Below are 22,659 nucleotides of genomic sequence, written 5' to 3' on the forward strand. Positions count from 1 at the left end.
GAAGCGCCCCGCGACGTGCCCGGACGGCAGCGCCGCGAAGTCGCCGAGGGTCCTGACGCCGAGCCGCCGCAGCAGGTCGGCCAGGCCAGTCGGCCCTTCGCCGGGCACCGCCCGGAAGGCTTCCCGCCTTTGGCGAGATCGAAGGACACGCAACCGTGACCCAGACTGCCGTTAACCCTGCGTCCACTCTGACCCAGGACCTCGCCGCCGATACCGCCGTCGAATCGGGCGAGTCCCTCGGCAACCAGGCTGCCGCCCGACCCGCCACGGGCTCGAACCTTCAGCTCCATCCCAAGATCGGGACCGAGGCGGCGAATGGCGGATCATCCGCGCCGGCTCTGCCGGTCAAGAACGAGCCGCCGCTGTCCGGCACGATCGTTGCCGCCGACGACGAAGTTCGGCCCCGAGCGATGATCGATGTGAACCGACTCCGCCCCCGAGACGGGTACGTCCGCGAGGATCTCCATCTCACCCCCGGTTTCGTCGACTCAATCAGGAGGTTCAAGGTCAAGAAGGCCATTCTGGTCGTACCCGACCCGGAGCGTCCTGACGGGTTCCTGATCGTCGACGGAGTCCGCACGTGGGCTGGCGCCTGCGAGGCCAAACTGGAGAAGGTTCCGGTCGAACTGGACCCCGAACTGGTCGACAATGTCGGCGAGCAGATCCTGGCCTCCTACCTGGCCAACGCTCCGGAGTTCACCGAAGCCCACAACCCGTTCGAGCAGTTGGCCCTACTGACTCAGGCCCACGAGCACGGTGTGGATCGCAGGCGTCTGCGGCAGGTGACCGGTCGCAACGCCACCGGCCTCAAGGAGGCACTCAAGGCCGGCAAGCAGCTCAAGAAGCCGTCGCCGGCGCTGACATCCATGCTGAGCGGTGTCCGGGAGGAGGCTCCGGACGTCGAGTGGACGGTTCCGGAGGCGATCCTGATCGCGCCCTTCCACGGCGACGAAGAGGCGCTCGAGATGATCCGCAGGTACAAGCTGGCCGGTGAATCGATCGAGTACGCCATCGAGCGTGTCCTCGCCGAGCAGGAGAAGGACAGGGCACGCGAGCAACTGCTGGCTCAGCTGGCCGACGCGAAGGTTCCGGTCACCGAGACGGTGCCTGACAGCGGATTGCGGCTGGAGCGCTTGCGCGTCGTCGACGGTGAGCAGGACCGCCAGATGACCGTCGAGGATCATCAAGACTGCCCGGGGCACAGCGCCGTGATCGGCAGGACCTACGGCGGAGATCCGGCCGCGGTGTACTACTGCTCCGACCCTCGGGCCCACGGCCATGCCTACGAGTCGTCCGGGACCGCTGAGATCATGCGGCTGCGTGCGGAACTGGCTGCAGTCGGCCGCAGCTCGGTCGAGCGGGTGCCGTTCGGCGCGACCCGGCTGGAGCAGCTTCTCCAGGACGGCGGTCCGATCCTCCCGGAGCAGCACCACCACTGCCCGGGCGCTGGAGTCGCGGTCGTCGAATATCCCGAGGTCCAGGCCGTGGAGTACTGCACCGACCCGGTGGCCAATGGCCACACGGTGGTGAAGCCGGAGCCGGTCCACACCTCGTCGCCCACGAAGAAGGATGAGCCGCCACGCAAGGACATCATCGAGGGCAACCAGGCGTGGGCGGCTGCGGCCACGGTGCGCAGGAAGTGGCTGGCCAGCTGGCTCAAGAACAACACGAAGGCTCCCAAGGAGGTGCCGACCTTCCTGGCCAAGCTGGTCATCGACCTTCCTCCGGTTCTCCAGGACGCGCTCGCCAGTAGCCAGAGCGAGCAGCTGTTCAGTACTCTCACCGGCCGAACCACCGACAAGGCACTCGGCGAGCTGGACAAGATCTCCGAAGGCCGGCGGATGCTCCTAGCTCTGGCCCGTGTGGCGGCCGCCTTCGAAACTCAGATCGTCGGCGACAAGAAGGACCCGGTCCGCCGGTACACCTGGCGGACCGACCGCACCAATTTCCACTGCAGCCGGGAGACCGCCGGCGAGTACCTCGCGCTGCTGGCCAACCTGGGGCACCAGGCATCGCGGATCGAGCTGGCGGTCATGACCGGCCAGCCCTTTGTCCCCGCTGGCAACGGACCGCGCGAGTCGTTCTCCGACAGCCCGGACGAGATCGATCCCGACGAGACCCGCTCGGAGGAGTCAGGTTCGGCGGAGACCGAAGCCGATCTCGGCGACGCGCCAGTTTCAGGGCAGGATCCTGAAGACGCCACCACGGGCACCGACCCGGAAGACGAAGGCAGCGCCGAGGCTGACGACGCCGGTTCGCCCGCTCGCGGCGCTGGTGATGGTTCTTCCACTGAGGTCAGCGCGGACAGCGGCGAGATGGCGGTCAGCGGCGAGGCCGACTCCGAGGCGACTCACGCCGCCTTCGACGGCGCCTCGGCCACCCGATCGGTCACCGCCCGCAAGGCGACGAATCTCGGGGAGGGCATGGCCGCCTAGGCCGCCTTTGCATACACATCAGCCGCTCAGCCCCCGGTGTCCTTTGCGACACCGGAGGGGCTGAGCGGCTGGCCCTGCGGGTGTCGCCCCCTCCCATGTTCGCCCTGCCGGTCCCGCCTTCCTGACCGCCGGGGCGACCCGCCCGGGCCCGGGCGGTCCCACAGGCCTCACACATATCGCTGTCTGGGGGACCATGGGCCTGACCTGGCACGCCAGCCGTTACACCATCGACGGCAACACGGTCCCGCGCAGTTCCCGTAGCTACAACCTCGGGCTGATCATCCACATCGACCGCGTCGACCTCAGCACCGACCGTTGGAAGGTCACCACCAGCGGACTGGTCTACAACCACTTCACCGGCGCGTGGGACGACGACTACGGCTATCGCCACGCCGACGACAAAGAGCCCTACATCCGCACGCTCGCCGAGGTGGCCGCCCTTGATGAAGCTCTGATCAACCGGCTGCGGGCGGCTTCGGGCACCTGACGCAGCCGCCCGAAGCCGAACGCTCCCGCCAGCGGCGCAAAGCTCCTTCAACACGGCAGGCGAGCCGGGAGGTGTTCGGCGCCTGGCCCGGCAACTCCCCGGGAAACCAGCGGCACCTGACTGATCAAGTCACCCGGCTCCTCGCCAGAAGCCGGAAGACCGCATCAGCTCAACCTCGGGCCCAGCGGCGACCCAGGCCCGAGCTTATGGGGCGAGCAGTGCCGTCACCGGCCGCAGCGTCCTGACGAACCAGACCGGTTACCGCCGATCGTTTCCTGTCCTCCTCTCATCCATCGCTCCGCTCGCATAGGAGGCGTCCTTCATGACCGCGACCATGCACTCCCCCGCCGGCCACCTGACCAGTCCTCAGGAGACGGCGTCCCGGCTCCAATCCATCAAGGTGGAGCTGTCGCTGATGTTCTACGAGCGGCACGAGGCCGTGGAGGCGTTGATGACGGCGATGCTGGCGGGGCAGCATGCGTTGCTGCTGGGACCGCCGGGGACGGCCAAGTCCGCACTGGCAAGGGAACTGACCAGCAGGATCACCGGAGCCCGGTACTGGGAGACCCTGCTGTCGCCGTTCACTGATCCTAAGAGGATCTTCGGGCCCATCGACGTGGCCGCGCTGACCCAGGGCGAGTACCGGCAGATGCTCGAAGGGCGCGCCACCCATGCCCACGTCGCGTTCATCGACGAAATCTTCAAGTGCGGTGAGGCGAGCCTGAATGAGATGCTCGCCTTCCTCAACGAACGGCTGTACCACCCCGAGGCCGGCGGCGACCCGATTCGCTGCCCCCTCATCGCCGCCATCGCCGCCTCCAACGAACTCGGCGACGAGGAGACCGCGGCCCTCTATGACCGCTTCCTGGTCCGACTGCAAGTCCAGTACCTGAAAGAACCAACGAACTTCGCCGCCATGATCCGGCGGACGCCTGGCCGACCCCGCACCGCGTCGCCGACGCGCACCACCGTCGACCTGGCCAACCTTATCGCCGCGGTCGAGCAGCACGTGCCCGCGATCAGTGTCGGGGATGGTCTCATCGAAACCATCTCGACCCTGCGCTCCACCCTGCGGAACGATGAGGGGCTGGTCGTGTCCGATCGCCGGTGGGACGCCGCAGTAAGCCTGATGCAGGCGAGCGCATTCCTGGCTGGGCGGTCCGCGGTAGAGGATCCAGACCTGATGGTGCTGCAGCACGTGCTGTGGAACACCCCCGAGCAGCGGGCCACGGTGGAACGGCTGGTGCTGCAAACGGTCGACCCCAACGCCGGCAAAGTACTGGACCACCGGGACGCAGTCCACCAGTTGAATGCCCAGTTGGACGGCATGAAGGGCAAGTCTCAGCAGGCCCAGACCGACTGGGCGCTCAAGGAGGGCAACCCCAAGATTGGCCGCACCATCCACGAGCTGAAGGAAATGCGCGCGAAGGCAGAAGGAGCCGGCCGCTCCACGGCCACGATCGACGAAGCTCTCGCCGAATGCGACGCCCTGCGCAACAGGATCCTCAAGGACGTGCTCGGCGTGGTGCTCTAGCGATGGCGAACCTCAGCCTCTTCCGCTCTGCCAGTCCTCTCGATGAAACGGGGAGGCCACAGCCATGCCGATCATGTCCAAGCTCACCGACTTGGTAGCCAAGGCCGGGCACTGGCTCGGCCTTGCCAACACGCCGCCTCGGCACACCCGGGCCGTCGACGCTGACCGGTTCGACCAGATGGCCTGGCGCACACTCCACGACCAGGCTGGTGCGGTACGCCAGCTCATCGACGATCTCTCGCGATCCCACGACTACGCCGAGGACCTGGTCGCCGACGTCTGGACCGCCGCCTACAAGACCCACCCCGTGCTGCGCGGCGCGGCGCTGGTCGATCCTTCCCGCATGGTGAACCGGGCGGTGCTGGAGACTCTGCTGTCGGTGCCTGAGTTCAACGACCTGCGGCGGCACACCACCGGCGACAGCCACGCGGCGGCGCTGGCGGTCCTCAGCCAGCATGAGCGCCTCACCGCGCTGCTGGATCAGACCGAGGAGGCTCAAGAGGCCGCACAACAGGCTGCCCGTGCACACCAGGCCCAGCGGCACGCCGCGACGGCCGTGGACGAGGCACTGCAAGCCGCGGCCGAGACCACCAACACGGACGGAAACGTCTCCGCCCTGGCCGCCCAAGCCGTCGACGACGCGATCGCGGGCGCCCGGACTGCCGCTCGGGTCGCCACCCAATCCGCTGAGCAAGCCGCCGACGCCCTTGCTCAAGCTGCACCCGGCATCCGGGCGGCACTGCGGGCCGTGACCAAGGACGCCGCGCACCAGGCCGATGCCGAAGCTGAGGCACTCGCAACGTGGGGGGTGGACGCCGGGCAGCTCCAGCGAATGGACTTCGAGACCCGCGCCGAGCTGGCCCGCCGCCTGACCGGTAAGCGGCTATCCGCCTTCGCCGACATGGTCGGAAGATTCCGCGCCATGGCCTCCGCCGAGCGCGCCAGCAAGGTCAAGCACGCGGTCGGGGAACTGGTCGGCACCACTCTGGGCGACGACGTCGCCCGCCTCGTTCCGTCCGAGCTGGCGGCCCTCGGCGTCCCCGCGCTGCGCGCCGACTTCGCCGCGCGGCTGGCTGAGGGACGGCTGATGGTCTACCAAACCCAAGGGAAGGAGCGGCTCGGCAAGGGCGCCATCATCGCCTGCGTGGACTGTTCCTCTTCCATGAAGACGGCCGACGACGACGGCATCACTCGGGAAGTATGGGCTAAGGCGTGCGCGTTGGCGCTGCTCCACCAGGCCCGTGCCAGCCGTCGCGATTTCGTCGGCATCCTGTTCTCCAGCGAACAGCAGACCGAAACCTTCGCCTTCCCCGCCGCACAACCCCCGGCCATCAGCGATGTGGTCGACTTCGCTGAGCACTTCTTCGGCAACGGCACCGACTACGCCACGCCCCTTGACGTGGCTGCTGACATCCTGACCGAGCAACACCAGGCCACGGGCGCCACCAACGGCGACATCGTGTTCATCACCGACGGGGAGTGCGCCATCCCCGACAAGTGGAAGCAGGCCTGGGGGCAACGCAAGCACGAGCTCGGGTGCCGCGTCTTCGGCATCGCCGTCGCGCACCAGCCCAGTCCGGAACTGCACGCGCTGTCGGACCACTTGTGCGCCGTGGCCGAGCTCACCACCTCCGGCGCGGTCAGCGAAGTCTTTCGCCAGATCTGACCCATTGCCAAGCGCCACACCGCCTGGCGCTCGACCTTCTCCTCCTGTCCCGCCTGCACCTGTGAAGGGGACCGCCATGACCACAAGTACGCAAAGTACGCGGGTCGCGACCGGGTTCGCTGCCTACACCCGGTCCTTCGAGGACTCCGGCGTCCCGCTCCTGGGCCACCTGGTGGTCTACAGCGTGTTCGAGAACCGCATCACCCCCGACGTCCTCGCATCGTGGTTCGCCGAGCTGGAACTGGACACCGACTTCCTGCCCGGCCCGATCCGGGCGTGCGACGCATTCGAGAAGGTCACCGGCCGCGACGGGGTGCGCCTCACCTACGAGCTGGACAACCACAGCGCCTCTGCCGGCAGCCGACGCAGCGCGACCCTGATGATCCGTCACGTCCGCCGCGATGACAGCGGTCTCGTCCGCCACCTGGTACGGGAGGTCCGCGATGAGGCACGCACCCAACTCGACTACGACACCCACCTGGCCGAGTGTCTCTTCCGCCGCGCACCCTCCCCCCATTCCCCCTCAGGCGCCGGCACGCTGCGCATCGAACCCGATCACAACCGCATCGCGACTCTGCCCTTCCGCGAACAGGACCAGGTCTACACGATGCTCGAGAAGATCGACGAGGTGTACCGCGCGCGGTGCCGCTACCTGACCGGTGACCGGCTGCGCACCCTGGTCCGCAGCTACGTCGAGCACCTGGACGCGGTCAAGGTGCGCGACACCGGCGGGGTGTACTTCGTGCATCACGGCCACGCCGACACCCTGGCCCGGCTGCGCCAGCTGGTTGCGCGGATGGGGAGCGGCAGCACACTCAACCGCGTACCCATCCCCGCTCAGGATGAGATGCGGGAGATGATCGCCGAGGCGTTCACTCGCCAGGCCAAGGACAATCTTGACCGCCTCGCGCGTGACATCGCCAAGGCCCGGGAGAGCGGCGCGAGCCCGAAGGCGATCGAGACTCTCTACCGGCGATTCCGGAGCGTGCAGGCTTCCGCTGCTCAGCACTCCGAACTGCTGGCCACGACTTTGACCGACACCAACACCGCTCTGGAGACCGTCAAGCTCCAGTTCGGCGGACTGCTGAACGCCAACGCCGCCTGACGGGCGCCCAGCGGAGATCGGATGCTGATTGGTGCGGCGAAATGCGCTCGCCGCACCAATCGGCGGTCTCAGGCCGCACAGAATGCAACGGGATTCGTACCTGTTCTGTCGTCATTCTCGGTGCGTCATTCGATGACATTGAATGATCGTTGCCACGACAACTCGCAGAGAAAGTTCATCTACATGGCTTTGTTGATTAGTTTGACCGCCCCCTCTGCGGGTGATGTTGATGCCCAGGCGCCAAACCTTCTCCAGCCGCCGATTCTGTTTATCGGTGGCGTCCAGATATCTCTGGAGTGCGACAGTCTGGAAGAGGCCGCCCGCAGCGCAGAGTTCTTGGAGCGTCTGGTGGAGGTCGGGCAGCGGCAGCAGCGGCTCCTCGGTGAAAGGCTCGAGACCTTGCGCGATGAAAAGGCCCTGCATCAGCCAGACGCCGACCCTGCCAGGTTCGAGGAGGCGCTAGCGCGCCAGTTGGACGAGGAGGAGCCTCCGCGGTTCATCATCTTCAGCCACGAGGACAACACCCGCAGCGTCTGGCAGTGGGGGCAGAACTTCGTCACTCACTACGACGACAGAGGACGGGAGGGCCCGTCCGCCCTAGTGAACCCGGCCACCATCGTAGAGGCGGCGATTCGCGCCTCCGCTTTTGGAGCGATCCGCAGTCACCGCGGAAGCGCCCAGGCTGCCTGAAGGCGCACCGGAGTTTTCCCTTCACCTCGGCTCTTGGACGCCCGCCCTCTACCTCACTCGGCACAGGAGGTCGTTCATTGCCGGGCGAAACTGCCGGGGCGCTGTCGACGGTGACCGTGGAGAAGCGGTGGGCTTCGAAGACAACAACCGAAAAGAGTCGACGAACTACGACGTGCCGCAACACACGGTGACATCCGGTGAGGAACGCCGGAGGCCGGCCGGTCACATTCGTCGCACCGACGGGAACCGCCTGCGTCTGCCAGTAGCCGCAACGAGCCCCGTCCTTGAGAAACGACTTCCGGTCCGACGCCTCAGACCCTGCCCTGGCGGCATCGGACCCTTTGTCCATGGAGCTGGTGATGTCTGTCTTCGCCCATCCCGTCCCTCCGCCCGGACCGATCCCGCCCCGGCAGGCCGTTCCGGCAGACCCGTCACCGCACGAGCCGGTGATCCGGGCCATCAACCAGCGCCTGGATGCGCTGCCTGCTACACCCAACAAGATCGCCCGCGCACTGCGAGGGCTTGGACTCCGCGGCCACCGCGATGACACCGCAGGGTGCGTGCTGTGCCGTTATCTGGCTGCCCACCTGCCTCCTGGTTACAAAGTGCAGGTCAGCGAACGGCAGGTGCAACTTCGGTGGCCCGACACGCTAAGCGGCCCAATTCTTGAGCGCGAGCTCGCACCGGAGGTGTCCGAGTTCGTCGTCGGGTTCGACACCGGTCAGTATCCGGCACTCGAGGAGGGACCCAGTCGATGCGCGCCGCTAGGACGCTAGCCGCAGTGATGCTCGGCCAGGACGCCGTGGTGGTCGACGTGGAAGCCGTCGCGCATGCCGGAGAGCCAGCCCTGAACCTGCAAGGACTTCCACGTCAAGCGGAGTCTGCCTGCCGCGACCGCGTTTATGCCGCTACCTGCAACAGCGGGCTCGTGTGGCCGACCCTGCGCATCACGGTAACGCTGCACCCGGTCAGCCTCGCCAGAGACACCAGCACGCTCGATCTAGCGGTCGCGGGGAGCGTACTTGCGGCTGCTGGCCTTCTACCCGCAGTCGAACTAGACACGGCCCTGAGCCTGGCCGAATTGGGGCTCAGCGGCGCCGTCCGCCCGGTCCGCAACGCGCTGCCCATGGTGCAGGCGGCCGCGGACTGTGGCGCGTCGACGGTCATCGTCGCACCGGAGAACGCGGCCGAAGCGGCCCAGATGAACGGCGCGCGAGTGCTCGCGCCGCGAACCCTAGGCGAACTGGTCGAGCAACTTCGTTCCATCCCTCACTGACCGACATTGAGGACGTCCCAGACGCGTGGCAGACGTCCGATGAAGCCGACCCAGGCACCGGGGTAGAGAAGCGTTCTGGATCGGCATACCGCTGCTCGGTCGCCACGCTCCTCCCCCGCGCACAACCACGACGACCTGCGCATTGCCCCGTGAGCATTCAACAGATCAGAGCCAGAACGTGCGCCTTTGCGAGCGGCGCGATGCACCGCCACCTGCGTCGGCGGAGCCGGCGATGCGGACGTCAAGCACCTACAGATCCCTATGAGGAGAGCGGTGAGGACCGTGCAGAAGAACACCGCGGCGATCGCGAACATCGAGCAGGTCAGAGACGCCGTCTTGCGAGTCGCGACGCTCGTGCCCTCAAGAGCACCCCTGCCAGTTCTGAGCGGCATAAGGATCACCTTCCTCCCCGATCTGCTTCGATTCGAAGCAGGGGATTTCTTGCAGGCCGGCTACGCGGAGGTGCCAGCCAGCACGGCCTTGGGCGACACCATCCACTCGCTGGTCGACGGTGTGAGGCTCGCGCGCGTGACCCGACGAGCACCCGGCGACGCGCTCACCCTGATCGCCTCGGAGACCACGCTCACGCTGACCGCACGATCCTGGAATGCCAGGTTGATCTGCATGCCCGTCGAGGACTATCCCGACTGGACCGGGCTTTTGGCCGGTGCGCCTACCGGTGACGACGACCCTCGCACCTACGGCAACGGCGCCGACGGCGCTCGGCCACTAACTCCGGACGGCGTCGACCGAGCACTTCAGGGGAGACCCATCAAGGGACAGATGTGGACAGGAGCCAGTCGCAAACGTTCACTCTTTCGCCCGGCCCCATTCGAGGTGGGCGACTGGTTGGAGTTCACCGACGACCTGGAACGAACCTGGGTCGGTCAAGTGTGGTCGGCTGCCACAAAGTACAAGGCAGGGACGCTCCTCGTCATTCGCAACGAGATCCCTCAACCTGAACCATGGCCTATCTCCGTCACCACGACCAGAAAAGCCAAGTACTTCTACACGCGGGATCCTCGGCATGAGCCCGACCCGGAGGAGCAACGTTCTACTCTGTACTCCCTTCGCCGGGCAGATCCAACAACACTTGAGAGCATCTCTTCTCTCATCAAGGACCTGTCTCAGGAGCTGGCCGCCTGAGAGACCCCAACAACCCGGGATTGTTGCAATGGAGATCGCAGCCGCCGGGTGCCAATCCAAGATCGGTGCGATTCGGGCTCCTCCAGCCATCTGGCTACTGAGAGTTGCCATCGATTAGTAAAAGAATGGAGAGAAGGAGACCCAATGCAGTCGGAGCAGGATCGCAACGACCCGACCGCCACCGAGAGCCAGAGCCGGCACGACATGTCCGGGGCTTCTGGCAGCCGATCAGCAGCCGATCACCCACGCCGCATTGCCTGCTGCGAGGACCCAGCCGCCACCAGCCGCGGCGGAAACAACTACTGCGCCTCCTGCGGAAGGCGAACCAACTACCAGCTGCGGCAGGCGATGTTCCACTGCTCACACGAGGGCGGAAAACACTCATTCACCGACTCGCCGGAGAAAGGATGCCTTCACTGTGGCCTGCGCTTCTGCATCACGGATGATTGCAACTTCTTCGCCTGCGACGGCGGTAACGCAGGGTACGTCCTTACCTGCACGGACCACGGTGCCCACGCCACCTAGAACGGTGGATTCAATGAAGTGAGGCCGCCAGGGCGCAGCGGCACCTCAAACCGCAGCACACCCGGATGGTGGGCAACCGTACTGTGCTGGGCGTTGCCCACCATCCGGGCGTGCTACAGCGGCCGGGCCGCCGCGCCCCGGCGGCCTGATCTGTTCACTGATCGAAAACACCGTCCTCGGATCTAACTAAACCGCCCGATCGAAGCCAAAGCCCGCGCCCACGCGCGGGCTTTCTTGTTAGGAGAATACCTTGATAAACACCACAATGATCACTCTCCGTGGACATCTCGTGGAGAATCCTAGCTTGAAGTTCACGGCGTCCGGAGTCGCTTATTCCACCTTCCGGATCGCCTCCACCGCCGCCAAGTTCGACCCCGAATCCGGCGCCTGGAAGGACGTCGACACCGTCTTCATGAACTGCATCGCTTGGCGGATCCTTGCTGAGAACGTCGCCGAGAGCCTCCAGCGAGGCGACCGCGCCATCGTCGTCGGGCGTCTCAAGCAGAGCTCCTACCAGACCGGTGACGGTCAGAACCGAATCTCCAACGAAGTCGAAGCCGAGGACGTCGCGCCATCACTGCGCACCGCCACTGCCAAGATCACCAAAATCCAGCGGCGGACCGGGGGGCAGCCTAGCGACAGATCCTGGGAAAACACCGGCGGACAGAGCTCCCAGCCGGTCCCGGCCGGCGGGTTCGACTCCGGCCAGGCATGGAGCGCCCCAGCCGCCGTCGGCGCAGGCTTCAGCGACGACCCGCCGTTCTAGCAGTTCCGCTCGTTGCGGAACGCCTTGTTGCCACCATCCACATAGTTCGCAGGAGTGTCGCTGATGACCGTTGTTCCAACTGGCCTGGGCCAGCTCAGCAGCAGCATCGCCCGCCACCTGGGAGAGGACTGGACCGTACTGCCGAGCTACTCCACGGAGGCGTACTGGGAACTGCTGCGAGATGACGGAGCGCACCTGCGCATCCGGTTCACCAGCATCTTCAGTCAGGCTTCGCTGACGGTCGTGGGAGTCCTGCCCGGCTCATACCGCGATCGGCCGAGCGATCTGCCATCGGTGCTGATCAACGCGGCCACCGATCGCGGGCCGCGTGCCATTGCCGGCGACATCACCCGTCGTCTTCTCCCTACCTACCTGCCGGTGCTGGATCGGGTCCGGCGATTTCAGCGGGAGTTGGCGGCGGCCGCCGCGGACCGCGATCGGGTGGCCGGACGAATTCTGCGGCTGCTACCAGAGGCCACCTCTGCCCCCATGCCGCCCGGCTCCAACGAGCGCGGCCTCACCGTCCAGTGGCGGCGACCTGGCCAGCCGCGGGCGACCATGGAACTGCGGGGCACCGCGGAAACTGCCGACCTGCAGCTTGTCGGCATCCCGGTCGACATCGCCGTTCAGATCTGCCAAGTGCTCTCCTCCGAGCAAACGACCGGCGTCCGGATCGATGAGGAGTTCCCGCCGCGCTGGACGCTGCATGGGACTCGGTCTCAAGACGGCACACCCATCCTCGACATCACCGCTCCGCCGGGCGCCGATACCGACGAGCGCGGGAAGCCGTACCTGCGGATCTATGCCAACGACATCGAAGTCCATGACCGCATGTCACCCACCGCCCGGCGATGGCGCGCTTCGCTCCCAGTCGATGAGAAGTCCTCTCCCGTCGCCGCTTCCGCCATCGATCAGGAGGACCAGACTTGATGACCCCCTACGGACGACTCACCCGGCAGAACCACATCCACCTTGCGGTCATCACGATCCCCGGCCCCGTCCAGGAACCCTTGGTCGTCATCGGTAATCAGGTCGAGGAGGTCGCCGAGTACGTGGTGGAGATCATCCGCCGCAGGTACGGCTCCAGCCTGATCGACCCGGCATGGCTGGCCGCGCACCCCTACCCGCGCTCCCGCAGCGGCAAGTCCTCATGGTGGCTGGATCGGCTCGTAGAAGCCGCCGATGGCGATCTGAGCGTGACCCGGATCGGCCCGGCGCCCCTGGTCAGGGCCAGCTTCGCACGGCCGGACGTCGCCCCGGAGACCCAGTACGAACCGTACTCGCGCGTGATCATCCGGAAAACGGAATGGACCGACGGGACCCTGCTGGAATACCGGGTGTGGACCCGCAGTGACCACATCTCCCACCGCTTCGACAACGAAGCGGACTATCTGAGCTTCATGGCGGCGTTGGCCACCGAACTGGGCCCGCCTTGCCCCGAAGAGTGGACGCCCCTCGATTGAAGAGGCGTCCGTCACCCGCCGGCGCCGGACGTGCGCCGTAATTACCGGTAACGATCATTGAGATGCTGCGAGGGAGTTCAGTCACATGATTGCACCGCAGGTCAGGCACACCCTGGGGCCGGATACCCACGTTCTGACGATCAGCCATCGACACGGTGTTGACACCATTCTGTACGCCGACCACGAGGACGCCACGTCGGCCCTGGCCGACTACGCCCGCCGCTGGTGGAACGAAATCACCAGTAGCCAGACCGAGGGGGATCGAAAGATCCCGCAGTCGGTGGGTGGCCTGGACGACGACACGGTGATCAGCATCTACTTCGACCACCAGGGCGGCGAAAGCTACGGCATCTACCCGGTGACCACGACCAGGCCCACTGCGCCACGCTTCGAACTCGACGACGCTAAAGCTCGCGCCTTCCTGCACCGTGCGCTCCGCCGCTACGACGGCACTCTGTCCGACAATGAGGGCGAGGGTGCCAGCGGCGACGAGAACTGGACCCTGACGCCGGGCTGGGACATCAACAGCATCTTCTCCGACGAGCTCAGCCACATAGAAGACCTGGTCCACCAGGCCATACATGTGGTGGGAGCGATCACCTTCACCGCCGACCTCCCGGCTGCTCCAGAAGACGTGGCCCTCGAACCGCTCATCGAGGCGCCCCAGGACGGGCGATGGAATTACCTGTGGCGGGTGAGCCTGCCTATCAGCTCTTCGTTCGCACTGTGCAGCCCAAGCCGCGAAGAAATCCACCGACTCGGCTGGACCGACGATGACATAAAAGCCAAAGGCTGCCGGGCCGCGATGGGTATCCTCCGCGAGGCCGTCGCCATTGGCAATCAGATCCTTGCCGCCTATACCGAGGCGGGAGGGCGAATCCCCGCCGGCACTGCCTAATCCGCTCTGCGCAACCCACAACAGCCGCCCGAGCGCAGGAGGAAAAACCGTGATCGCCGAAGAGATCCACAAGAGTATCCCGCCTGGCGGCACCAGGCTCATGGCTGAAGATCCCTGGTTCCTCGGGGAGGAGGGTTGCGATCGGGCCAACCGCTCAGCGGTGTTCCACCCCGTCCGCAGCGAAGACGAACTACCCGCTATCGAGGTCGGAGGCGTCTTGGTCTTCCTCTACCTGGACCACGATGAGGAAGCGGTCCGGGTCTCCATCCACCTCGACACCGCAGACGGCCAACTCGTCCGGCCAGACGGCACGGTACCGCTCCAGGTGCACTGCGAAGACGGCGTCATCTTCGACGACACTCGCAAGGTCCTCGCCGCAGCGAGGATTGAGGAGCGATGAGCCGCCAGTTGGCCCTGCGAATGTCACCAGCCGTTGCGTTCTACCAGGTTGATCTGGCTGAAGCCGAACAACTGCTCATCAAGTGGCGGCATCCGCTGCACCTGCCCGACGACGAACACCCCGAAGGCAGACCCTACACCCGCCCGTACGGGAGCCTGCCATTCATCATGGAAGATCGGGGCCGCTGCGCGGCCACCGTAGTTCTGGCAAGCACCATCAACACAAGCGTCTGTAAATCGCGCGGCTGGCACCGTTACAACACCGTTGACCTCGCCAGAATCGCCCGAAGTCCGGACCGCCGCGACGAGCAATGTCTAAGGGCCGTGCTGAGAATCGCCCGCGAGTACCTCGTGCCACTGTGGCTCGGAACCTACGCCCGGTGGGATGCACGCAGCGCCGAACTGTGCGGACAACCCCAGATCGAGGCGCTGTCCAGCACGAGCCTCCCAGGCACGCCCGGCCAGATGTACAGATTCGACGGCTTCCAGCAGATCCGGACCTCCAAAGGCCCCAAAGGAGGAGGCCGGCAGAAGGCCAGCGCCGCAAACGAAATCGCAGACGGTGCTAGGGGTTTGTGGGTGTACCGCTACCCGGAACCAGTGCGACTCGACGGCAATCGGTAATCGGACGGCGATCACCATCACCAGAGCAGCGTGCCTGGCGCCAGCAAGCGATGTCTTGCCTTATCTCATCCGGAAAAGGAAACTGCTGATGCCTTACCAGCCAACCAAACACCTGTGGGAGCACGACCACCCCCACCACGCCAGCCCCATCGCCGCCCGCTTCTCCTATCCCGAGTACACCAATTATGTTGACCACGACTCCTGGGCGGACTTCATCGTCGCCTGGGGAAATCGCGGCCCCGATCGGAACCTGGTATTCCGCTGGGACTGGAACCGCGACCTCGACGACGACGGCCCTCGCAACGAATTGAACCTTTTCATGGTCCGGCAGTGCCGCGGCGACTACTGGTCCCACACCATCACCGTCACCGACACCGACGAAGCCGCCATCCGTGAATGGCTGACGGACCGGGCTCGCGCCATCTCTGCCCTATGGGAGCCGATCCTTCCCATGAGGAAGCTGGAAGAGGCCGAAGAGCCCCTGCGTCCCGAGGCGAACCCGGGCCATGAGATGGATCGTCTTGTGTCACCGATAGCGAACGCTACGATCCGCGACGGCGTGCTCGTGTGCCCGCAGTGCGGCGGTCGGGATTCCGTAGTGGAGCTCGACTCGGCCACACGCGAGAACAGGGTGTCGGTCTTGTCAGACGACGTTCTCAGCGTCCACCTCGAGGACGCTCATTTCGAGAGGGACCGGTTCCAGTGTACAGAATGCGGCCACGAGGTCGCTCTGCTGCCGTTCGAGGTGTGCTACCCCTGAATCGATTCGACGTCCACGCGGGGCGTTGATTATTCGCAGCGGGTGCCTTACTTCTAGGGCCCGCAGGCAGGTTCATTAATGACGACGGCCAGGATTCTGTGAACGCGCTTGCGACCGTACCTTGAGCAAGGTCCGCCGCCGCGAACGCTGCCACTACGTCGAGGAAGGTCTCTGCGGATACGCGGCAAAGAGAGGGCCCGGCAAGAACCAGAGGCAGCCCGATGCGCTCAGCGACATCGGCGTAGTACGTCTCCGCGGACCCGGCAAATGGCGGTGCGTGACGGCTCTCTCCCTCCCCCGCGCACCGAGGGGCGCTGCGTTCTTGCCCTACCCCACGTTCCACGCCGGCGGCCGCGCCGAGCCGATCGAACTCTGAGCTGGGGCGGCTTCATCACCGGGCCGCCCCAGGTCACTGACATGCCTCGCCTCCGAGCGGCCACATGCAGCAGCAGAAGGGAAGCGCCATGCCTGAAACCAAAGTGTCCAGCGATAAGGCACAGAAGGAGGCACAGGAGGCGGAGGACACCGGGCAGGAAGCCCGGGAGGTGCCGCCGCTCCCGAAGGAGATGCGCGGCGGGCAACTCGCCCGCTGTGACGTTCCCGCCGACTGGCGGATGATGGTCGAGATGGCCCGCTTCCTGAGCGATGCGGGGATGTGGCCATGGTGGTTCCACGGCTCGCCGGCGAACGTCATGGCGATCATGATGAAGGCGAGGGCGCTGGATATCCCGCTGGACGTGGCGGTCCACCACATCCATGTGATCGACGCCACCGGCGGGGATGGCAGGGGCGGCCGGGTAGAGCCGTCCGCCGAGCTGATCCGCGCGCTGCTGGAGCGTGAAGGCTACGGACTGGACTTTCCCGAGTTCACAGACCAGGCCTGCACCATCTTGATCACCCCACCAGGCCGCAAGACCAGGGAGGTGACGTACACGGTCGTCGACGCGGCCCGTGCCAAGCTGATCGACAAGACGACCTGGCAGAAGTACACGCCGGACATGCTTTTGGCCCGGTGCTCCAAGCGCGCGGCGAAGCTGTGGGCGCCCGGCATATCCACCGGCTTGGCGATGGCGGGGATGGCCGAGGAGCTCTACGAGGGCGACGAGCCGATTGCCGTCGTGGTGTCCGCCAAGGCCAAGGACGCCATGCGGCGGATCGACCGGGAGATGGAAGAGGACCCGGTCGCCGAGCACCGACGGCTGCAGCGGCTCTGGAAGGAGTTCGGAACGGACCTGCTGGAGGAGCCAGCCGATGGGCAGGGCACCAGGGTCGGAGACATCCTGACTCAGCTGCTCAAGCTCGCCGCGCAGCACATAGCCCAGGACTCCGCCGCCGAGGCGGATCCTCCGCCTGCCCCGACGGGCACGCCGGGGCAGGCGGAGCCTCCCGCCGGGAACGACACCGGGGATGGTCACCAGCACGAGGCTGCGGAGCCGGCTGCCGGGTTCGAGTCCCGCTGGAGGATGGGGTGTGGTTGCGAGGGTGACACGGTGATGCGAGAGGGGCACTCCTGCCAGACCGGTGCCGCCACCAAGCAGCCTGCGTCGCAGACGGGCGAACACCCGGGTGATGCGAGCGCGGGGCAGAACCAAAACGGCGCGCCACCTCGAAGACAGAAACTCGGCATTCCCAACGGCGATGTTCGGGCGGCTCCGCCGAGCGATGGCCAGGACGGGGCCGACGCACCCGAAGGTGACGGGTGACCGTCGACGCGCAGACAGCTCCCGCCCAGGCCGGGGCGGGAGCTGTCGACCTGGACAGCGCCGCGCAGGTCCGCGCGCACATCAGCATGGCGTTCGACGCCGCGTTCACGGCCGCGACATTCGACGGGCAGATGGCCCGGGAGGACCTGTTCGGGCTGACGATGTCAGGGATCGGCGGGTGCATCCGCGCTGCCGCCTACGCGCTCGCCGGGGCCGAGCCGTCCGATCCGGAACTTGCCTACGCCTACCAGGGGTACCCGCAGGCGCTGCTGGGGACCTGGCAACACGCCGGCCTGCTGCCGTGGCTCGCCCAGGTATTGGGCGGTGACGCCGAAGGCGTAGCGATCGAGCAGCGTGTCCAGCTGCGGGTTCACCCTGATGTGATCACCGGGGCGCTCGACCTGTGGTGGGCCCGGCAGCGACTGCTCCTGGACCTGAAGACGGTCGGCGAGCACAAGCTCTCCACGGTCTACCGGCAGCGGTGGCCTTTTCATCCGCACCGGCTACAGGTCGCCGGGTACGCACTGGCCAAACACCAGGCCGGGACGACCCCGCGATGGATTGTGTGGGCCTACCTGGACCGAGCGAGCGGCGACAAGATCCCCGTGGTCGAGGAGTTCACCCCCACTCTGGCAGGCATCGTTCTCGAACGTATCGGGGAGGTCCAGTGGTGGCGCGACCACGACCCGGACCAAGCGCCGCGCGAGGAGCGCGGGCCCGGCTTGTCGCTGGCGTGTGACGGCTGCGCGTGGCTTCGGCGCTGCTGGGGCGACGATGCCGTACCCGGCAGCGCGGGCCCGCAGACGGCCGTGTACGGAGCGACCGATGAAGCCGTTGACTACGCCTACAACGAGTACAAGCGGTTGGGGAAGGTCGCTAGCGATGCCGAGAAGGAGCGCGAGTTCTGGCGGGTCGTGTTCGAGCGGCGACCGGAGTGGACGCCTGCCGGACGGTGGCAGCACTACACCGGCAGGACCCGTGAAGAAGACGACCCGTGGGCGGCGTTGAAGGTGCTCCGCGCGCTCGGTTTTGCCGTTCCGCAACGGACGAAGAAGGGCTCGCTGTACGTCGTGCCGGCGACGCGACACCGGCCGAAGAAGTGAAAGCAGCATGACGAGGGACGGCAGTCCCGCGGCCCCGCCCTGCCCCTAATGCCTGCGGCCGCTGTGCGCTCCGTCCCGGCGAAGCAGCCTGGGCTGGTGGGGGCGACGCGCAACGCTCCGCAGGCTCCACTAATGCGCGTCGCCCCCACCAGCCCCGAAATCCTGCCATGCCGGGACGGAGCAAACCAGGCCGCAACTCCGAGTAGCCATTCCGCATCCCGATGGGTAGGAGCGAAATCCGTGCACGTCCGACGCATCACTATGGAACTCCGAACGATCCACCAGTTCTGGGAACGCATTGACGCACATCTCCATCGTTCCATCCTGGTCGCCGCCGTTGCCCCGCTCTGGGGCGCCGGCCTTGGTGTCCTCGCGGGATCGACCACCGGAGCGTCTCCGAAGAGCACGCTGGAGATCTGCCTCGTCGGCGCGGCCGCAGCCACCTTGCCCGCCGTCAATCATGCCTACGGGGCGTGGAGGATGGCAGTCCAGCTACGTGTTCTGGTGATCGAGCAGCGGCCGACCATGCAGATCAGTGACGGGCCTCCGCCAGCACGGGCCACCCGACCGAACGCCCCCCGCGCGCATCGACTGCGCTGCCGCTAGCCAGAGCAACCAGAGCCAGCGATTCGGATCCGGCCCGCTGCGCCACCCCGCTCCAAGTGCGTAGTACAGCGGGCCACCGAACTGAACCTGCCCACAAATTGCAGGGCCTTCGCTTGCCTAGCATCCTCCGGACGCCTAATCGCCCGTGCATTCATCAGAGGAGAAAAGCGTGATTCGCCGCTGGCGTGATCTACCCGTTCCGTACATTACAACCTGGTCCGCTGAAACCTCTGACGCCAGGAACGACGCCGGTCAACTCGGAATTATGAGCGCGACCAGACCACACACCGTGAAGGGATTCGACACGTTGTTCTACCGCAACGAGCAAGCCGACGACCGCGACATGTTCGGAATGCTGTGGAACCGTATGCCGCACAAACCGGGCGTTGGCTATCCGGTCTTCAAGTCAATCCATCCGCGTCGCCAACCTGCCTGTATGAGATCGGGCGCCTGCCAAATCTGCGCCAGCCCTGGATCGGTATGGATGATTTCAGCCGCCCATTGGGCCGGGCACTACAGCCGACGCGGCGCCGCGCCTTTCACCACCCATGAGCCGCCGGTCTGCGTCGACTGCGCCAAAATAGCGATGCGGCACTGCCCGAGACTCAGCAGGGACGGCTCGGTCCTCCTAACCGCAACCAAATGGGCCCCCACGGCCGTACGCGGATTCAAAGCTGACCCGATTGCCGGAACGCTGCTGCCCGATGAATCAATGATGACCCTTCCAGGTACCGATCCCCCACCGGCAGCAGCGGATCTCCGGCTATTTCTGGCAACGCTACTCATGGCCACCCTTTGGCAACCGGTCGTACTCGCTGCCCCGGAAGACTCCCCCGGCCTCGGTTCCAACCTCGCGCCTCTCGCTAAGCGGCCCGAATGAAACGACCCGCTGGACGCTCTACAAACCTCATCCGCTCCAACCAGCTCCCCACCGTCAAAATCGTTGCCGAGTTCCCACGGCGAAGATGACATCCCCCTTTCTATGCGCAAAGCAGGAGACTCTACGGGCATGCAGGTGACCAAGATCAACCTCAGGCAGAAGGTCAAGGTCGAAATTTATCACGATCCGGACGTCGACAGCCCGTGCCAGGAAGAGGCACAGTGGCGGCTATATTCGTTCAACATCCGACACGACTCCTTCGCCAGCCCCCGCCAGTTCTTTCGCAACGGCAAGCCAGTCTTGGAGTTGCGGAACAAGTTGCGTGTCGGCACGGCATTCATCCTTTCCTGCTTTGAGCACGGAAATTGCCTATGGGCGCTATCAAACGAATCACACGACGTTCCGGTCGGCGATTGGTACTGGGACGGCCAGGACGTTGCCGGTGTGCTGACATGGGAGTGCACAACCGCAGAACTGGGTGCGAGATCGCTGGAAGACCGGCGCGCAGACGCGACGTCTTTCCTGGAGACCTACACGTCGTGGTGCAACGGGGAGACCTACGGCTACAACGTGCACACCGAGCAGGGCGAGTTCGTCGATGGCTGCGGGCAGATCCGATCGGCCTCGATCACACCGTGTCGCACCTGCTGGAGTACCTGAGCGAGAACGATGAGGTTGTAACCGTCGTCGCGCCCGGCCGAATCCTCGACCTGGACCACGTCAAAGCCGCACGCGACAGCCGCCGATCACGCCGACCTCCGGCTCCCGGCGCCCCCCGACCGGCGGCGTCGGAACTCGCGCAACGACCGGATCCTCGGCCACAAGAAGGCTGTCCCACAGGCAGAGACGGAGGAGAGCGTGACCTACAAATGCTACGTGTGTGACCGGCCGTTGTCGGCACTTCGCCCTGTCAGGTGGCCCGTGCGGAGCATCGGACCCGACGATATTTTCGAGTTCTGTTCGAGGGCGTGCCTGGATTCCTGGCTGGCCCGGGACCAGGAGCAGATGCGGGCACGGCGTGTATCGGCGTGCGCTGAGGGGTTCCATCGCCCTCCCGGGTGGCCGGGGCACGCCCGGTGGACCAGGGATACCGCCGACCCCTACGGCGACGCGTCCCTGTGGGAGTGCAGCAAAGGCTGCGGCCATCAGCAGCGCTCTGCCGGCTACGGCATCGGCAAAGCGATCTACGACTACCTCGGCCCAGACGAGCACGCGAGGTGGCTCGCCGGACAGTGACACGACCATAAGGAGAAGACCGATGGCAACAGATGCGCACAACAGCGATGAGAACGACCACGCCGAGCGTACGAAGACTTTCACCCGGGCGGCGGCGGTCGCCGCGGCAGCCCGGCAGATGGGGATCGCACTGGGGCATTCCGCCGTCCAACAGCAGAACGAGTACTTCAAGATCCGCGCCTACGTGGAACAGCTCCTGTGCGAGACGAACCAGTGGGTCCGCGGTGACCTCACCGACGACCAGCGACTGTTCATCGACAACTACCTGCACCACGAGACACTCAGGTTCCTGGCGGCCTCGCTCCTGGTCGGCCAGGGCGAGCTATCCAAGGACACCCTGACCACGTGGATGGATCCGCACGCCGAGGTCCGGTCCTTCATCTCCGCTGGCGGCGAGCTGCCCAGGTATGAGCCCACGCCCGCCGAGCGCGCCCAGATGCTGGAGACCGTGCTCGACGTTATCGCCGCCGACCTGGAGTTCGCAGTCCCCCGCGCGACCCCCAGCGCCCGCCACCTCGACGACGACCAGCGCCGGAAGGCCCGGGATCACCTAGCGGCGGCGCGCAAGTCGCTCGACAAGCTGGAGGCAATCATCGGCGACGCCCCATCCGCCTGACCGGCCCGCAGCTGATCGCCGGACGCCTTGACGCTACTGGCTACTGCGTTGGAGATCGGCGAACAGGACGCTGGCCGCTGCACCCGTGTCGGCACGTGATGAACGCGGCGACGAAGAACCACCTGAAATGAGGAGACGTACGTAGGGCTCGCGCGGGCACTGGCCTGGATCCAAGACCCCCCAGATCCGGCGGCTACGAGGAAGAGTGCGAGCATGACCAGGCGCCGCCGGAAGCTCGGGGCCTGGCTGCGGCGTCAGAGCTGGTATCGGCCAAGGACAACCGCTCCCGAGCGTGCGCGCTCGCCGAACTCATCACCGACGAGGGCATCGAGGTGGTGGAAGCAGCGCCCGCCGCGCAAGTCTGGCAAGCCGGGGAGGCGGCTCGCGAGCCCCGGCAAACCGAACACTGCTCGCGAACGCCGGAAGCGCTCTGATCCATCAGGACGCCATCGATCACATCGGCTTGGTCCTCACCGATACCTGACGCCCGCAACCTGACCGCCGGCCATTCGCTCTGGCCGGGCGGCGATGCCCGGCCACCGGACATGCCCGACGAGGGCTCCAAACGGTCGGCCACCCTCGGCCTACCGCGAGCGGACGGCACTATGGAACGAACTCTTGGCAGGAGCCGAGTTCACCCGCCCCAGCGGACGTCGAGCCGGTGCCCGAAGTCGCCCTCCGAGACGGCGCGGACGCGTCCGGTCAGGGTCGACACCGGCGTCAGCACGGTCCGGCGGAACA

The 22,659-nt window shown here is 66.1% G+C and carries 22 protein-coding genes; all 22 read left to right on the top strand.

Going from position 1 to position 22,659, the window contains the following annotated elements:
- The first annotated feature begins 155 nt into the window (after positions 1–155).
- The 22 genes from AB0C84_RS42780 (at position 156) to AB0C84_RS42885 (ending at position 21,918) form a co-directional block, all read left to right on the top strand.
- Positions 156–2,435, top strand: a complete 2,280-nt coding sequence (locus tag AB0C84_RS42780; RefSeq protein WP_361077746.1) for a hypothetical protein — start codon at positions 156–158, stop codon at positions 2,433–2,435.
- 193 nt (positions 2,436–2,628) lie between these two features.
- Positions 2,629–2,922 (top strand): hypothetical protein, encoded by a 294-nt coding sequence (locus AB0C84_RS42785; protein ID WP_361077749.1) that lies wholly within the window; start codon positions 2,629–2,631, stop codon positions 2,920–2,922.
- 322 nt (positions 2,923–3,244) lie between these two features.
- Positions 3,245–4,456 (top strand): AAA family ATPase, encoded by a 1,212-nt coding sequence (locus AB0C84_RS42790; protein WP_361077752.1) that lies wholly within the window; start codon positions 3,245–3,247, stop codon positions 4,454–4,456.
- Between the two features lie 64 nt (positions 4,457–4,520).
- Positions 4,521–6,122: a VWA domain-containing protein gene (locus tag AB0C84_RS42795; RefSeq protein WP_361077755.1), complete on the top strand. Its 1,602-nt coding sequence runs from the start codon at positions 4,521–4,523 to the stop codon at positions 6,120–6,122.
- A gap of 76 nt (positions 6,123–6,198) precedes the next feature.
- Positions 6,199–7,227, top strand: coding sequence for a DUF6744 family protein (locus AB0C84_RS42800; RefSeq protein WP_361077801.1), 1,029 nt, complete (start codon positions 6,199–6,201; stop codon positions 7,225–7,227).
- A 21-nt stretch (positions 7,228–7,248) separates the two neighbouring features.
- Positions 7,249–7,917 carry a hypothetical protein gene (locus tag AB0C84_RS42805; protein ID WP_361077758.1) on the top strand — a complete coding sequence of 223 codons (669 nt, stop codon included), beginning with the start codon at positions 7,249–7,251 and terminating at the stop codon, positions 7,915–7,917.
- Between the two features lie 347 nt (positions 7,918–8,264).
- Positions 8,265–8,693, top strand: coding sequence for a hypothetical protein (locus AB0C84_RS42810; RefSeq protein WP_361077760.1), 429 nt, complete (start codon positions 8,265–8,267; stop codon positions 8,691–8,693).
- Positions 8,694–8,701: 8 nt separating this feature from the next.
- Positions 8,702–9,193 carry a magnesium chelatase domain-containing protein gene (locus tag AB0C84_RS42815; protein WP_361077804.1) on the top strand — a complete coding sequence of 164 codons (492 nt, stop codon included), beginning with the start codon at positions 8,702–8,704 and terminating at the stop codon, positions 9,191–9,193.
- Between the two features lie 273 nt (positions 9,194–9,466).
- Positions 9,467–10,339, top strand: a complete 873-nt coding sequence (locus tag AB0C84_RS42820) for a hypothetical protein (RefSeq protein ID WP_361077763.1) — start codon at positions 9,467–9,469, stop codon at positions 10,337–10,339.
- A 144-nt stretch (positions 10,340–10,483) separates the two neighbouring features.
- Positions 10,484–10,864, top strand: a complete 381-nt coding sequence (locus AB0C84_RS42825) for a hypothetical protein (RefSeq protein ID WP_361077764.1) — start codon at positions 10,484–10,486, stop codon at positions 10,862–10,864.
- Between the two features lie 265 nt (positions 10,865–11,129).
- Positions 11,130–11,630 (top strand): single-stranded DNA-binding protein, encoded by a 501-nt coding sequence (gene ssb / locus AB0C84_RS42830; RefSeq protein ID WP_361077767.1) that lies wholly within the window; start codon positions 11,130–11,132, stop codon positions 11,628–11,630.
- A gap of 63 nt (positions 11,631–11,693) precedes the next feature.
- Positions 11,694–12,560 carry a hypothetical protein gene (locus tag AB0C84_RS42835; RefSeq protein WP_361077770.1) on the top strand — a complete coding sequence of 289 codons (867 nt, stop codon included), beginning with the start codon at positions 11,694–11,696 and terminating at the stop codon, positions 12,558–12,560.
- Entirely contained in the window at positions 12,560–13,093 is a 534-nt protein-coding gene (locus AB0C84_RS42840; RefSeq protein ID WP_361077773.1) for a hypothetical protein, read from the top strand. Before AB0C84_RS42835 ends, AB0C84_RS42840 begins: the two co-directional genes overlap by 1 nt.
- Positions 13,094–13,178: 85 nt before the next feature.
- Entirely contained in the window at positions 13,179–13,991 is an 813-nt protein-coding gene (locus AB0C84_RS42845) for a hypothetical protein (protein ID WP_361077776.1), read from the top strand.
- A gap of 49 nt (positions 13,992–14,040) precedes the next feature.
- The gene (locus tag AB0C84_RS42850) at positions 14,041–14,391 is read left to right on the top strand and encodes a hypothetical protein (RefSeq protein ID WP_361077778.1); all 351 of its coding nucleotides are present in this window, start codon (positions 14,041–14,043) and stop codon (positions 14,389–14,391) included.
- Entirely contained in the window at positions 14,388–15,014 is a 627-nt protein-coding gene (locus AB0C84_RS42855) for a hypothetical protein (protein ID WP_361077781.1), read from the top strand. Before AB0C84_RS42850 ends, AB0C84_RS42855 begins: the two co-directional genes overlap by 4 nt.
- 88 nt (positions 15,015–15,102) lie before the next feature.
- The gene (locus AB0C84_RS42860) at positions 15,103–15,774 is read left to right on the top strand and encodes a hypothetical protein (RefSeq protein WP_361077784.1); all 672 of its coding nucleotides are present in this window, start codon (positions 15,103–15,105) and stop codon (positions 15,772–15,774) included.
- Between the two features lie 440 nt (positions 15,775–16,214).
- Positions 16,215–17,477, top strand: a complete 1,263-nt coding sequence (locus AB0C84_RS42865) for a hypothetical protein (protein WP_361077787.1) — start codon at positions 16,215–16,217, stop codon at positions 17,475–17,477.
- Positions 17,474–18,580, top strand: coding sequence for a hypothetical protein (locus AB0C84_RS42870; RefSeq protein ID WP_361077790.1), 1,107 nt, complete (start codon positions 17,474–17,476; stop codon positions 18,578–18,580). Before AB0C84_RS42865 ends, AB0C84_RS42870 begins: the two co-directional genes overlap by 4 nt.
- 775 nt (positions 18,581–19,355) lie before the next feature.
- The gene (locus tag AB0C84_RS42875; RefSeq protein ID WP_361077793.1) at positions 19,356–20,066 is read left to right on the top strand and encodes a hypothetical protein; all 711 of its coding nucleotides are present in this window, start codon (positions 19,356–19,358) and stop codon (positions 20,064–20,066) included.
- A 129-nt stretch (positions 20,067–20,195) separates the two neighbouring features.
- Positions 20,196–20,726, top strand: coding sequence for a hypothetical protein (locus AB0C84_RS42880; RefSeq protein WP_361077795.1), 531 nt, complete (start codon positions 20,196–20,198; stop codon positions 20,724–20,726).
- A gap of 598 nt (positions 20,727–21,324) precedes the next feature.
- On the top strand, positions 21,325–21,918 hold the full coding sequence (locus AB0C84_RS42885) for a hypothetical protein (RefSeq protein WP_361077798.1): 594 nt from the start codon (positions 21,325–21,327) through the stop codon (positions 21,916–21,918).
- Positions 21,919–22,659: the final 741 nt, after the last annotated feature.

The organism is Actinomadura sp. NPDC048955 (assembly GCF_040649435.1).
In the GTDB taxonomy this organism is placed as follows: Bacteria; Actinomycetota; Actinomycetes; order Streptosporangiales; family Streptosporangiaceae; genus Spirillospora; species Spirillospora luteofluorescens.

Bases quoted from the DNA above. Each gene is read 5' to 3' on its own strand.
- AB0C84_RS42845 (WP_361077776.1), top strand. From the start codon at position 13,179: ATGATTGCACCGCAGGTCAGGCACACCCTGGGGCCGGATACCCACGTT.
- AB0C84_RS42800 (WP_361077801.1), top strand. From the start codon at position 6,199: ATGACCACAAGTACGCAAAGTACGCGGGTCGCGACCGGGTTCGCTGCC.
- AB0C84_RS42860 (WP_361077784.1), top strand. From the start codon at position 15,103: ATGCCTTACCAGCCAACCAAACACCTGTGGGAGCACGACCACCCCCAC.
- AB0C84_RS42885 (WP_361077798.1), top strand. From the start codon at position 21,325: ATGGCAACAGATGCGCACAACAGCGATGAGAACGACCACGCCGAGCGT.
- AB0C84_RS42865 (WP_361077787.1), top strand. From the start codon at position 16,215: ATGCAGCAGCAGAAGGGAAGCGCCATGCCTGAAACCAAAGTGTCCAGC.
- AB0C84_RS42840 (WP_361077773.1), top strand. From the start codon at position 12,560: ATGACCCCCTACGGACGACTCACCCGGCAGAACCACATCCACCTTGCG.
- AB0C84_RS42805 (WP_361077758.1), top strand. From the start codon at position 7,249: ATGCTGATTGGTGCGGCGAAATGCGCTCGCCGCACCAATCGGCGGTCT.
- ssb (WP_361077767.1), top strand. From the start codon at position 11,130: ATGATCACTCTCCGTGGACATCTCGTGGAGAATCCTAGCTTGAAGTTC.
- AB0C84_RS42810 (WP_361077760.1), top strand. From the start codon at position 8,265: ATGGAGCTGGTGATGTCTGTCTTCGCCCATCCCGTCCCTCCGCCCGGA.
- AB0C84_RS42785 (WP_361077749.1), top strand. From the start codon at position 2,629: ATGGGCCTGACCTGGCACGCCAGCCGTTACACCATCGACGGCAACACG.
- AB0C84_RS42880 (WP_361077795.1), top strand. From the start codon at position 20,196: ATGCAGGTGACCAAGATCAACCTCAGGCAGAAGGTCAAGGTCGAAATT.
- AB0C84_RS42795 (WP_361077755.1), top strand. From the start codon at position 4,521: ATGCCGATCATGTCCAAGCTCACCGACTTGGTAGCCAAGGCCGGGCAC.
- AB0C84_RS42825 (WP_361077764.1), top strand. From the start codon at position 10,484: ATGCAGTCGGAGCAGGATCGCAACGACCCGACCGCCACCGAGAGCCAG.
- AB0C84_RS42835 (WP_361077770.1), top strand. From the start codon at position 11,694: ATGACCGTTGTTCCAACTGGCCTGGGCCAGCTCAGCAGCAGCATCGCC.
- AB0C84_RS42855 (WP_361077781.1), top strand. From the start codon at position 14,388: ATGAGCCGCCAGTTGGCCCTGCGAATGTCACCAGCCGTTGCGTTCTAC.
- AB0C84_RS42790 (WP_361077752.1), top strand. From the start codon at position 3,245: ATGACCGCGACCATGCACTCCCCCGCCGGCCACCTGACCAGTCCTCAG.
- AB0C84_RS42815 (WP_361077804.1), top strand. From the start codon at position 8,702: ATGCTCGGCCAGGACGCCGTGGTGGTCGACGTGGAAGCCGTCGCGCAT.